Origin of the sequence: Streptomyces sp. GS7 (assembly GCF_009834125.1) — a bacterium.
Classification (GTDB): domain Bacteria; phylum Actinomycetota; class Actinomycetes; order Streptomycetales; family Streptomycetaceae; genus Streptomyces.
The window spans coordinates 1,759,467-1,771,042 of the sequence record NZ_CP047146.1 but is presented as its reverse complement, the minus strand read 5'-3'; the positions used below and the strand labels follow the sequence as shown (position 1 = coordinate 1,771,042).

Annotated in this window: 11 protein-coding genes, 1 tRNA gene and 2 pseudogenes; 9 read left to right on the top strand and 5 right to left on the bottom strand. The window is 70.0% G+C overall.

The annotated features are described in order from the left end of the window. Positions 1-128: 128 nt before the first annotated feature. Positions 129-611, bottom strand: a complete 483-nt coding sequence (locus tag GR130_RS07470) for a carboxymuconolactone decarboxylase family protein (RefSeq protein WP_236572908.1) — start codon at positions 609-611, stop codon at positions 129-131. Positions 612-678: 67 nt separating this feature from the next. On the opposite strand from GR130_RS07470, the gene GR130_RS07465 reads away from it, so the two are divergent. Beyond that, a complete protein-coding gene (locus GR130_RS07465) occupies positions 679-1,563 on the top strand; it encodes a sigma-70 family RNA polymerase sigma factor (RefSeq protein WP_159503970.1) in 885 nt (294 codons plus the stop codon). 195 nt (positions 1,564-1,758) lie between these two features. Here GR130_RS07465 and GR130_RS07460 read toward each other — a convergent pair whose 3' ends face one another. The 3 genes from GR130_RS07460 to GR130_RS41300 form a co-directional block, all read right to left on the bottom strand. Continuing rightward, on the bottom strand, positions 1,759-2,016 hold the full coding sequence (locus GR130_RS07460; RefSeq protein WP_159503969.1) for a hypothetical protein: 258 nt from the start codon (positions 2,014-2,016) through the stop codon (positions 1,759-1,761). A 310-nt stretch (positions 2,017-2,326) separates the two neighbouring features. Beyond that, positions 2,327-3,415, bottom strand: a complete 1,089-nt coding sequence (locus tag GR130_RS07455) for a hypothetical protein (protein WP_159503968.1) — start codon at positions 3,413-3,415, stop codon at positions 2,327-2,329. Positions 3,416-3,495: 80 nt separating this feature from the next. Beyond that, positions 3,496-3,861, bottom strand: coding sequence for a hypothetical protein (locus GR130_RS41300; RefSeq protein WP_159503967.1), 366 nt, complete (start codon positions 3,859-3,861; stop codon positions 3,496-3,498). 81 nt (positions 3,862-3,942) lie between these two features. Between GR130_RS41300 and GR130_RS07445 the strand changes: the two genes are divergently transcribed. The 4 genes and pseudogenes from GR130_RS07445 (at position 3,943) to GR130_RS07435 (ending at position 6,624) form a co-directional block, all read left to right on the top strand. Beyond that, the gene (locus GR130_RS07445) at positions 3,943-4,098 is read left to right on the top strand and encodes a hypothetical protein (protein ID WP_159503966.1); all 156 of its coding nucleotides are present in this window, start codon (positions 3,943-3,945) and stop codon (positions 4,096-4,098) included. Positions 4,099-4,180: 82 nt separating this feature from the next. Continuing rightward, a pseudogene (locus tag GR130_RS07440) lies at positions 4,181-5,362 on the top strand (IS3 family transposase). Continuing rightward, positions 5,359-5,484 (top strand): annotated as a pseudogene (locus tag GR130_RS41765) (hypothetical protein); the annotation flags it as partial. The pseudogenes GR130_RS07440 and GR130_RS41765, both read left to right, overlap by 4 nt. Beyond that, positions 5,485-6,624 carry a site-specific integrase gene (locus GR130_RS07435; protein WP_159503965.1) on the top strand — a complete coding sequence of 380 codons (1,140 nt, stop codon included), beginning with the start codon at positions 5,485-5,487 and terminating at the stop codon, positions 6,622-6,624. It abuts the pseudogene before it with no gap. A gap of 95 nt (positions 6,625-6,719) precedes the next feature. On the opposite strand, the gene GR130_RS07430 is transcribed toward GR130_RS07435, so the two are convergent. Further along, a tRNA-Val gene (locus tag GR130_RS07430) sits at positions 6,720-6,791 on the bottom strand. 181 nt (positions 6,792-6,972) lie between these two features. On the opposite strand from GR130_RS07430, the gene GR130_RS07425 reads away from it, so the two are divergent. The 4 genes from GR130_RS07425 (at position 6,973) to dgoD (ending at position 11,564) form a co-directional block, all read left to right on the top strand. Continuing rightward, positions 6,973-8,367 (top strand): hypothetical protein, encoded by a 1,395-nt coding sequence (locus GR130_RS07425; RefSeq protein WP_443043582.1) that lies wholly within the window; start codon positions 6,973-6,975, stop codon positions 8,365-8,367. Between the two features lie 193 nt (positions 8,368-8,560). Then, positions 8,561-9,430 carry a DUF4383 domain-containing protein gene (locus GR130_RS40355; RefSeq protein ID WP_236572905.1) on the top strand — a complete coding sequence of 290 codons (870 nt, stop codon included), beginning with the start codon at positions 8,561-8,563 and terminating at the stop codon, positions 9,428-9,430. Positions 9,431-9,574: 144 nt separating this feature from the next. Beyond that, entirely contained in the window at positions 9,575-10,279 is a 705-nt protein-coding gene (locus GR130_RS07415) for a FadR/GntR family transcriptional regulator (RefSeq protein WP_159503964.1), read from the top strand. 136 nt (positions 10,280-10,415) lie between these two features. After that, positions 10,416-11,564 carry a galactonate dehydratase gene (gene dgoD / locus GR130_RS07410; RefSeq protein ID WP_159509807.1) on the top strand — a complete coding sequence of 383 codons (1,149 nt, stop codon included), beginning with the start codon at positions 10,416-10,418 and terminating at the stop codon, positions 11,562-11,564. Positions 11,565-11,576: the final 12 nt, after the last annotated feature.

The window sequence follows — 11,576 nt, the reverse complement described above, 5'->3', positions numbered from 1 at the left end:
CGGGTCACCAGGCGTTACAGCTTGGCCCGCGTGCTTTCGGTGTGCCGTGGCTCGGTGCCGAAGCCAAGCGCGATGGCCATCGGGGAGCTGTCCCGCCCCCGGCGTAGCGCCTCGGCCGTGTATGAGGATCAGTTCCAGGAGGTGCCGGCCGGCTCCTCGATCGTGGTGTTGAGGCGGTTGAAGAAGTTGGTGAGGCCGATCATCAGGATGATCGCGGAGAGCTGCTCCTCGTTGAAGTGGTCCGCTGCCTCGTCCCAGATCGCGTCGGGGACGGCCTTGCCGGAGCGGTCGGCGATCCGGGTGGCGGCCTCGGTCAGCGCCAGGGCGGCACGCTCTTCGCCGGTGAAGAACGGGGCCTCGCGCCAGGCGGCCACCGCGTGCAGCCGCTCGTCGGTCTCCCCGTGCTTCCTGGCGCCCGCCACGCCGGCGAACACGCAGGCACTACAGCCGTTGATCTGACTGGCCCGCAGGTGGACCAGTTCCAGGATCTGCGGCGCGACGCCGCCCTGGTACATGGCCTTGTAGATGTTCTGGATGCCCTTCATGGCGTCCGGCAGAACCATCGCGGGGTTCTTCATGCGGGCGGTGGTCGTGATGGCGGCGTTCAACATGGTGTTTCCTCTTCATCGGTTAGCGTCCGTCACTGGACCGACGGATCCCGACGCGAGGATGTGACAGGTGAGCGAAGAAATTCTTCTGGCCCAGCGTTTCGAGGCGGAGCGGCCCCAACTGCGTTCGGTGGCCTACCGGATGCTGGGGTCGCTCGCCGAGTCCGAGGACGCCGTCCAGGAGGCGTGGCTCAAGCTCAGCCGCACCGACGTGAGTGACGTGAAGAACCTCGGGGCCTGGCTCACCACGGTCGTCGGCCGGGTCTGCCTGGACATGCTGCGCTCCCGCACCTCGCGCCGCGAGGACCCTCTCCCCGAGCAGGAAGAACAGGCCCGGATACCGGATCCCGTCGTCAGCGGCCTGGCCACGGTCAACCCCGAGCAGGAGATCTTGGTCGCGGACTCGGTCGGCATCGCCCTCATGATCGTGCTGGAGACCCTTTCCCCCGCCGAGCGGCTGGCGTTCGTCCTGCACGACATGTTCGACGTGCCCTTCGACGAGATCGCGCCCGTCCTGGGCCGGACCTCCGCCTCCACCCGGCAGCTCGCCAGCCGCGCCCGCCGCCGCGTCCAAGACGCCGCCCCGCCCGCCGACCCGGACACCACGCGCAAGCGCCAGGTCGTCAACGCGTTCCTGACCGCCTCCCGCGGCGGTGACTTCGAGGCGCTGCTGACCGTCCTCGACCCCGAGGTGGTGGCGCGCTCCGACGGCGGCACGCTCGTCCCGAGCGTTCTGCGGCGCGGCGCGGCCGACGTGGCGTCCCAGGCGATCACCTTCGCCCGCTTCGCGGCCGACGCCCGCCTGGTACTGGTCAACGGCACACCCGGGGTGGTGTCCTTCGCCGAAGGCCGACCGCTGTCGGTCATGTCGTTCACCATCCGGGACGGCCGGATCACCGCACTGGACATCCTCACCGACCCCTCACGCCTGACCGCCCTCGGCTTGACCACCTGACCGCTACACGCCCCGCCGCGGTGGCCGATCGGCCACCGCGGCGGAACCTGCGCCGGTGGGCCACACGCTGCCGTGTCACCGAAGCCGACCCCTGTCGGCGCTTCACCTACGAGGTGACGGCGACACCGCTCGCCGTCCCCATCTCGCACCGGCAGTACGACATCGCGCCACCAAGGAGGGCCGCACCGTCACTGCCTAGGCCTGGGGGACGGTAGTGCCGTATGCCTCGTGAGCTGCGTTGAACGCCGCATGGACCCGCGTCAGGGCGGCTCGGGTCTCTTCGGCGCTCATGACCGGGAGCATCACGAGTTCTGCCCGTGCCGCCCGCTCGACGGCGGCCCATGCCTGATGCGACCGCTTGTTGTTCGCGACCCGCTGGTCGGTTCGTACGAAGCCGAGGGCGGCCGTCAGCGAGGCGGATGCTAGGGCGAGCACGCCCGCGAGCACGCGCATTCCGGCATCGGCGAGCCCGGCTCCGAGCTGTTGGTCACCGTCATGGAGCTGTTGGTCACCGTCATGTGAGCAGGGTGTCACTGGGAGTCAATTAAGGGAAGATGGCGTGTAGTTGTCCAAGCTGGCGTTGGGGGGGGTACGCCGCGAGGATCGCACGCGACGGCCAACGTGCACGAGGATTGGGTCGTGGTGAGGGACGGCGGCCTACTTCCAGCCGACGCGACCGGCTTCGCCGACGTGCAGAGCATCACCTCTCCAAGTGGGACAGGCAGCGCACCAACCCGTAGATCATTTGCCGGACAACCCTTAGTTAGCCCGTGGTGAAGCAGAACTCGTGGATGTGGTCGTCGATACCGCGATAGACCACGTGCAGGGTCGTGTCGACGTCCCAGGAGTAGACGGCCGGGTCACCAGCCGCGCGGGGAGCCGCACCGGTGTCGGACAGATCCGTGTGGTGCCACTCGCCATTGCGCACGAGGTCGTGGATGTGGTTGTCCGTGCCGCGATAGACCACGTGCAGGGTCTTGTCGACGTCCCAGGAGCGGACAGCCGGGTCACCAGCGGCGTTCGGAGCCCCACTGGTAGCGGACAGGTCGTTGTGGTGCCATTCGACGTCGCCCGTGTACACCCCCAGCAGCTCGTGGAGGTGACCGTTGCCATCGCGGTAGACGATGTGCTGTTCGCGCTTGTCGTTCTGCGCATCCCCGGCAGGGTTGCCGGCCGCGGCTGGTGGGTTGCCGGTGGTCACGGCGGTGATGTCCCCCTTGTACTGGGCGCCGAAGTGGCGGGAGAGCGACAGAAGACAGAGGTGGTCGTCGGTGCTCCGATAGACCACGTTCATGCCGTTGTCCATCGCCCAGCGGTAGACGGCGGTCGGGCCGCCGGCCGCTTCCGGAGGCGTGTCCGGCGCGAAGAGGACGCTGGGGCCGGTGTCGCTCCACACGGACTCGAATTCCGACATGTCGTGGATTCCACTGTCGGAGCCGCGGTAGAGCACGGTCGGATCGTCGAAGTCGTTGAGGATGATGCCGATGGGCTCGTCCGTGGAGTCTGGTGGGTCGCCTTGTGCCGTGCCGGTGAGATCGGTGTGATGCCAGGTGCCATCGAACGACAGTCCGTGAACGTGGCTGTCCGTCCCGCGGAAGAAGACGTACGCGGCTGCACCGGAGGTGCTCCCGGCAACAGGATCTCCTGCCGACTCCGGCGGGTCACCTCGGGCCGTGCTGGTGAGATCGGTGTGATGCCAGGCGCCATCGAACGACAGTTGGTGAATATGGCCGTCCGTACCACGGTGGACCACACGCTCGGTTTTGTCGGCGTCCACGGTGTACCCGGCGGGATTGCCTGCCGACGGTGGGCCGCCGCCAGCACGAGTGAGGTCGTTGTACTGCCACGTCATGCCGTTTCTCCTCGACTTGAACCGGAAGCCGGGGCCGGGTCGGCACGGTCGGCCGACCCGGCCCACGGCGACAGGCGTGTTCAGGTGCTTCCGGTGCTTCCGGTGCTTCCGGTGCTTCCGGTGCTTCCGGTGCTTCCGGTGCGAATGTTCCCGGTGATGTACTGGACGTACGGGCCGCTGGTATCGCAGGCCTGCCCGGTCCGGTCGGTTCCCGCGGGCGTGTTTCCGGCGAACCAGTCCTCGACGACCTGCGCCTGCGCTTCGATGCTGAACTCGTCGTAGGACGCACCTGCGGGACCGCAACTGGAGGGATTGCCCCCGGTGGCCTCACAGACCTTCGTGACGAAGGCTTCGGCCAGGAACGTGAGATCCATCGGGGTCTGGTGAATCTGCCACGCGTGGACCAGTTCGTGGACCGGAAAACGGTCGGTGCCCCGCTCTTGCATCCCGCGGTGAAACACCCCGTCCCAATTCAGTCTGCGACTCCGTGGCGACAGCGGCAACCGGAGCTCCGCCGCGGCCTCGCGGTGACCGGCGATGGCGGCATCCCGCTGCACTCCCGCGTCATCGGCGGCGGAGCCGCGGAGATCTCCCAGATCACCGGCACCATGAACGCCCTGCACGCGATAGCCGGCCCCAAGGAGTTCCTGCTGGTCGCGGAGTCTGAACCGCTCCGGGTCTGATGGAGGCTCGATTCCCTGAGAGGATCGAGTCATCGCACGTCCGTCCCCTTACCCTGCCGAACTTCGCGAGCGTGCGGTGCGCATGTTCGCGGAGATCCGTCCGAACTACCCGACCGAGTGGGCCGCGATGAAGGCGGTCGCGGCGAAGCTGGGCATCGGTGCGGCCGAGACGGTGCGGACCTGGGTCCGCAAGGCCGAGGTGGACGCGGGCCAGCGGCCCGGCACCACGTCCGAGGAAACCGCGGAGATCAAGCGTCTGCGGGCGGAGAACGCCGAACTGCGGCGGGCGAACGAGATCTTGAAGGCGGCGTCGGCTTTCGTCGCGGCCGAGCTCGACCGGCCGTCAAAGCGCTCGTAGCGTTCATCGACGAGTTCAAGAAGGTGTTCGGGGTCGAGCCGATCTGCCGTGTGCTCTGCGGCCACGGACTGAAGATCGCAACGAGCACCTACTACGCCGCCAAGAACCGCGCTCCCAGCGCCCGCGCGATACGGAGCCAAAGGCGCACATCAGTCGGGTGCATGCCGACAACTACGGCGTCTACGGAGTCCGGAAGGTCTGGCGGCAGCTGCATCGCGAGGGCATGGTCGCGGCCCGCTGCACGGTCGCCCGGCTGATGCGCGAGCTCGGCCTGGAAGGCGCCCGTCGTGGCAAGAAGATCCGAACCACCCTGCGCGACGATGGGCATGAACGGGCGGCTGACCTGCTGCAACGCGACTTCACCGCCTCCAGGCCGAACGAGCGGTGGGGCGCGGACTTCACCTACCTCGCCACCTGGTCCGGGATCGTCTACGTCGCATTCGTCGTGGACGTGTTCTCCCGGGCGATCGTCGGCTGGTCCGCGGCGACCAGCAAGCGGGCCAAGCTGGTCCTCGACGCCCTCGACATGGCCCTGTGGCGCCGGGATCGCGCCGGAACTCCCGCTGGACCAGGGCTGGTTCATTATTCGGATGCGGGCAGTACACGTCTTTCGCGTTCACCGCGCACCTGATCGAGGCCGGCATCGACGCCTCGATCGGCACCGTCGGCGACGCCCTGGACAACGCGCTCATGGAGTCCCAGATCGGCCTCTACAAAACGGAGCTGATCAAACCCCGCAGGCCCTGGCACGGCCTCGTCGACGTCGAGCTCGGCACCGCGGAATGGGTCGACTGGTTCAACAACCAGCGCCTCCACAGCGCGACCGGCGGCATCCCGCCCCATGAGTACGAGACCAACCACCACGCTCAACACCAGCCCCGACCGGCGGCTGGAGTCAACGTATAGAGCCTCCACCGATCCCGGAGCGGTCCACCTACCTCGGCTACGAGGACTACATCCAACGCATCTTCATCCCCACCATCGGCCACCTCAAGCTCCGCGACCTTCGCACCCGCCACGTCCAGGAGATGTTCCAGGACATCTGGGACCGCAACAAGGAACACGAAAAGAACATCGAAGCCGCCAAGGCAGCACTGGCCACCGAGCGGGCCGCCCACGCAACCTGGCGCCAGGCACCCACCCCCCGCCCGCAGGAACTACGCCAAGCCTGGAACGACGCCAAGACCGCGCTGCGCAAAGCCCGGAGCAAGCCCCGCCACATCACCGGAGCCGGCACCCAGCTACACATCAACAACACGCTCAGCGGCGCCCTCGATGACGCCGTCAAGGCGCGCCTGCTCTCAGAGAACTGGGCCAAGCACGTGGTCCTGCCGACCTACCGCAAGCCAAAGCCGCTCGTGTGGACTCCCGAGCGCGTCGGGTCGTGGCGGAAGACAGGTAAGAAGCCAGGGAAGGTCATGGTCTGGACACCCGAGCAAACGGGACAGTTCCTCGACTCGGTCGCCGAGCACCGCCTGTACCCGCTGTTCCACCTCATGGTCTTCCGGGGGCTGCGCCGCGGCGAGGCATGCGGTCTGCCGTGGACCGAGGTCAACCTCGAAGCGGGCATCGTGCACATCAGCGAACAGCTGGTGGCCCTCTCGTACGAGGTATGGGAGGACACCCCCAAGAGCGACAGCGGCGCCCGTACCGTCGCGCTGGACTCCCAGACCCTGGAACTGCTGAACCTCTGGAAGCGGCGCCAGGAGCAGGAACGGAAGGAGTGGGAGGAGCACCAGCAAGCCAAAGGCAAGAACGGCGAGCCGCCGCAGATCTACCACGAGACCGGCCGCGTCTTCACCTGGGAGGACGGACGGGCATACCACCCTGACTACGTGCGTCAGGTCTTCGACCGGCTTCTGACCAAGCACGACCTCCCGCCCATCCGCCTTCACGATCTCCGCCACTGCGCCGCCACCCTCTCCCTGGCCGCCGGCGTCCATATGAAGGCGATCCAGGCGATGCTGGGCCACTCGTCGTACCAGCTCACGGCCGACACCTACACCTCGGTACTCCCCCAGTTCGAGAAGGCGCAGGCCGAGGCGCCGGTGCAGCTCGTGCCACGTAAGACGCAGGCGAAGAAGGCGAGCAAAGCCGAGACAGAGAAGCCAACGGCCAGCAGTGAGACCGGAGCCCCCGCAGAGGAGTCCGGCGAAACGGCCGCGTGACGCCAGGTTCCCAGGATGTTCCCGAGCATGGGAAAAGGCCCTCCGGATGATCTTCCGGAGGGCCTTTCGTGATGCTCCGCTGCTGGTCAGCGCGGTGGGCACAGACGGATTTGAACCGCCGACATCTGCTTTGTAAGAGCAGCGCTCTACCGCTGAGCTATGCGCCCTGGACGAGCCGACAGACTACCTTGCCCGGGGGCCTGGTCTGCAAACCCGTGGTCGGAGGGCGGGAGGCGCTCGTCCGCGGGCGGGAAGTCGCGTGGAGCGTGAACTTACCGGACGGGGTGTTCGTTTCGGTGGGTGGGAGAATGCCAGCCGGCCCTGGGGCGATCCGATCAGGAGAGGGATGTGACGGCGACACAAACGCAGCCGCAGCCGCAGCAGTACGAGCAGCGGGCACGCCGTCGATCCCGCGGGGGCCCGGTCCGGGATGTGGTGGGGCTCGTGCTGCTGCCGTTGCCGCTGCTGGCGGCGATGGCGCCGATGGCGTTCGCGGGTGGCGGCACCCGCCGCTGGTTCGGGCGCGGGGAGAGCCAGCGGGCCGAGACGCAGGCCGCGAAGGACGCCGCGGCGGCGGCGTTCTACGAGCTGGACACCGCGCACCGTGACCTGCGGATCTCGGTGGAGACGATCACCGCCGTCGACAGTTCGCAGCGGGCGCGGCAGGCCGCGGTGGAGTACGAGGGCTTCGGCCGGCGGATCGACCAGGTGAGCGAGGGCTACATCACCGCGGTCGACGCGCACGATCTGGACCGGGACGACATCGACGGCGCGGCGGTGGCACGGGCGCGGGCCGATCTGACGCGGGCCAGGGAGGAACTGGAGCGCGTCAGGGGGGAGCTCGACTGGTTCGCGCAGAGCCTGGCGCCGCTGCTGGAGGGCGCCGAGACGCAGCTGGCGCGGCTGGCGCCGGCCGTGGAGCGGGCGCGGCAGGCGCTGCTGGCGGCGAGCAACGCGCTGGACGCGGTGCGCGCGCAGGGCCTGCGGGCGGACGATCTCGCGGCCCGGCTGGCGGCGCTCGGCCCGGAGCTGACCAAGCTGAACGAGGGTGCCGGAACGCACGGCGTACCAGAGACGATCCGGCGCGCCGACGAGGTGCTGCGCACGGCCGAGGAGCTGCGGCGCGAGGCGGAGCGGCTGCCGGAGACGGCGGCGGAGATCGACAAGCGGCTGGTGTCGCTGCGGACCCGTTCGCAGGCGATCACGACCCGTGCCCAGCAGGTCGATCCGGTGCTCAGCGAGCTGCGGCGGCGGTACAGCGCGGCGTGCTGGCAGGACCTCCAGCGGGTGCCGGAGGAGGCCGCGCGGTCCGTCAGGGAGGCCGAGAGCACGCTGCGGGAGGCGCAGCGGGCCCGCGACGAGCAGCGCTGGTCGGACGCCACGAGCCGGCTGGCGACCGTACGGGCGCTGCTGAACACCACGGACGAGGCGGTGTCGGCGGCCGGCGACCGGCTGCGGCGGCTGGACGCGGTCTCGTTGGACCGGCAGCAGGAGATCGAGCGAACCCGGTTCGCGGTCCGCGACGCGCAGCGGCTGGCGATGGCCGGGCGGAGCACGCCCGACCCGCGGCACGCCGGCCCGCTGGACGAGGCGGTGGCGCGGCTGGAGCGTGCGGTCGGCGGCCTGGAGGGGCGGCATCCGGACTGGTGGCACTTCCTGACCGAGACGGAGGCGGTACGGGAGACGGCCGCCCGGGTGGTGCAGGAGATCCGCGAGGCGCGGGGCGGCGCGGCGGGCCGCTGAGGCGCGGGAGGGGGAACTGCGGGAGGGGGTACGGGGTCCTCCGGGGCTCCGTACGCGGAGCGGAGGCGTGGTTCTTCTCCGGGCAGCCCGGGCTGCTGCGCTTCGGCGGGCGCGCGATGGCGTGAACCGGCCCCTTGGCGGATCCTGGGAGTGAGTACGGCCAGGCGGCTCATCTGCGCGAAGGAGGCCGGAGATGGCAACTGGGGCTACTGGCGGCACCCTGCACCTCGTGAATCCGTTGCAGCGGCTCAAGCGGCGGCGCGCCCAACTCGACGAGCACCTGCCCGTGGACCACCGGCTCAGCCAGGTCTACCGCATCGGTGCCGGACTGATGGGGCTGGTGCTGATCGCGTTCGGCGTCCTCGGTCTGACCCATCACATCGGTTTCTTCGACACCGGCGGCGCGACCGTCGCCGGGCTGAACGCCAACGGCGCCCTCAGCGTGCTCTCGGTCGTCGTCGGGGCGCTGCTCTTCGGCGGCATGCTGATCGGCGGGAACTTCGCCTCGACCTGGAACATCCTGTGGGGCGCGCTGTTCCTGCTGAGCGGCTTCGTGAATCTGGCGCTGCTCCAGACCGACGCGAACTTCCTGGCCTTCAAGATCCAGAACGTGCTCTTCAGCTTCGTGGTGGGGCTGCTGCTGATGGTGTTCGGGATGTACGGACGGGTCAGCGGCGGGCTGTCGCACGACAACCCGTACTGGCGCGCCCGGCACCCGGAGGAGGCGGATCGCTTCGCCCGTGGCGAGCTGCACCCGGTGGCCGGTATGACGGCCGGACGGCAGGCGGCGCGGGTGAACATGCAGGGCGCCTGGCACGGCGGACGCGGTTCGCTCGGCCCCGGGACCAGCCTCACCGGCCCCCACCGGCACGCCGGCGACCTCCCCGCCACGGGCGCGGGCCGCGGCGCCGGCGCGAGCGGAACCGCGGACAGGAGCGGCGGTACGGCGACGGCGGACACGAGCGGAGGTAAGGCGACGGGGGCCACCGGGACGGGCAGGGGTGCGGGTCGCGCAACGGACACCCGCACCGGTCCGGACGACACCGGCGGCAAGGAGCAGTGAGCCGGGGCGAGGAGGCGTCGGGGCGCACCGGGGCGGGGGCGTTCGCCCGGGGCGCCCCGCCGGCTGCGGGCCGACGGCCACCGGCCGAGGGGCCATCGGCCGAGGGGCCATCGGCCGAGGAACGGGAGAGCACGGGGAGCAGCCATGACGCAGCGGGCAAACGCCGGCTCCGGGGCGGGACACGGGTCCCAGGGGGCGGTGGTCGAGGCGCTGGCGAAGCGGATCTTCGGCGGCGCCTACGGCGAGGGTGACGTCCTCGCCCTGCGGGAGCTGACGGCCGAACTGGGCGCCACCCAGACCGTGTTGCGTGAGGCGATCAAGGTGTTGACGGCCAAGGGACTGCTCGCCACCCGCCCGAACCACGGCACCTACGTCCGCCCCCGGGAGGAGTGGAACCTCCTCGACTCCGACGTCCTGCGGTGGAAACTGGCGGCCGGCGCCTCGTCCGACTTCTTCGCCGACCTGCTGGAACTCCGCCGCTCCATCGAGCCCGCCGCGGCGGCGCTCGCCGCGGAGCGCCGTACGGACGACGACCTGGAGGCGCTGAACGCCGCGCTCAGCGCGATGGCCGCGACCGAGGACGATCCGGTGCTGCTCGTACGCGCCGACGCCTCCTTCCACATGGCGATGCTGGTGGCGTCCAACAACCGCTTCTACGCCCAGATGCACCGGGTGATCGTGCCCGTCCTCATCCACCGCGGGCGGGCGATGTACGCCTCCGGCGGGGAGTTCGAGCATCCGCACGCGCGGCACGCGGCGGTGGCCGCGGCCGTACGGGACCGGGATCTCGACGGCGCCTACATGTTGATGCTGGAGCTGCTCGACAAGTCTGCGCGCGACTTTCCGTAGGGCTCGGCGTACGACGTTCCGTTGGGCCGCCGCCCCAAGAGGAGGTGCGGGCGCCGTGCCGAGGGGATAGAGGGAGGAGGGGTGGACGCCCCGTGCCCCTCGCCGAAAGGACGGTCCCCTCCCCATGGCCCGATCCCTGAAGATCACCCGTATCGAGACGTTCCTGGCCCCGCCGCGCTGGCTGTTCGTCCGGGTCGAGACCGACGCGGGCGTCGTCGGATGGGGCGAGCCTGTCGTCGAGGGGCGCGCCGAGCCGGTCCGGGCGGCCGTGGAGGTGCTGGCGGAGTACCTCCTCGGGCAGGACCCCGCGCGCATCGAGGACCACTGGCAGGTGATGGCCAAGGGCGGCTTCTACCGGGGCGGCCCCGTCCTCTCGTCCGCCGTCGCCGGCCTCGACCAGGCGCTGTGGGACATCAAGGGGCGGCACTGCGGTCTGCCCGTCCACCAGCTGCTGGGCGGGCCGGTGCGCGAGCGGGTCCGGGCCTATGCCTGGGTCGGCGGCGACGATCCGCGAGCCGTCCGGGACGCGGTGGCCGCGCAGGCCGAGGCGGGCTTCACCGCCGTCAAGATGAACGGCTGCGGCCGGATGTCCCCGGTGGCGACCCGCGCCGAGGTGCGCGGCTGCCTGCTGCGCGCCGCCGCTGCCCGCGAAGTCCTGGGCGACGAGCGGGACTTCGCGCTCGACTTCCATGGCCGTGTCTCCCCCTCCAACGCCCGCAGGCTGCTCCCCTTGCTGGCCGAATACGCGCCGATGTTCGTCGAGGAGCCGGTCCTCCCCGAGCACACCGAGGCCCTGCCCGGCCTCGTCGGCGCCTCCGGCATCCCCCTTGCTCTCGGTGAACGTCTCTACACCCGCCGTGAGTTCCTGGCTCCGCTCCAGGCCGGTGTGGCGGTCGTGCAGCCCGACATCTCCCATGCGGGCGGCATCTCCGAGCTGCGCCGGATCGCCGCGCTGGCGGAGACGTACGGGGCACATCTGGCCCCCCACTGCCCGCTCGGCCCGGTGGCGCTCGCCGCCTCCCTGCAAGTCGCCTTCACCACCCCGAACTTCCTCATCCAGGAGCAGTCCCTCGGCATCCACTACAACAAGGGCGCCGAACTGCTGGACTATGTCGTGGACCCGGAGCCGTTCCGCTTCGAGCAAGGGGCGTTCCTGCGGACCGACCGGCCCGGCCTCGGGATCGAAGTGGACGAGCGCGCCGTACGGGCGGCGGACGCGGCGGGCGGGCACGCCTGGCGGAACCCGGTCTGGCGGTACGACGACGGCGCGTTCGCGGAATGGTGACACGGCGGACGG

Bases quoted from the DNA above. Each gene is read 5' to 3' on its own strand.
- GR130_RS07470 (WP_236572908.1), bottom strand. From the start codon at position 611: ATGTTGAACGCCGCCATCACGACCACCGCCCGCATGAAGAACCCCGCG.
- GR130_RS07460 (WP_159503969.1), bottom strand. From the start codon at position 2,016: ATGCGCGTGCTCGCGGGCGTGCTCGCCCTAGCATCCGCCTCGCTGACG.
- GR130_RS07455 (WP_159503968.1), bottom strand. From the start codon at position 3,415: ATGACGTGGCAGTACAACGACCTCACTCGTGCTGGCGGCGGCCCACCG.
- GR130_RS41300 (WP_159503967.1), bottom strand. From the start codon at position 3,861: ATGCAAGAGCGGGGCACCGACCGTTTTCCGGTCCACGAACTGGTCCAC.
- GR130_RS07435 (WP_159503965.1), top strand. From the start codon at position 5,485: ATGTTCCAGGACATCTGGGACCGCAACAAGGAACACGAAAAGAACATC.
- GR130_RS40355 (WP_236572905.1), top strand. From the start codon at position 8,561: ATGGCAACTGGGGCTACTGGCGGCACCCTGCACCTCGTGAATCCGTTG.
- GR130_RS07415 (WP_159503964.1), top strand. From the start codon at position 9,575: ATGACGCAGCGGGCAAACGCCGGCTCCGGGGCGGGACACGGGTCCCAG.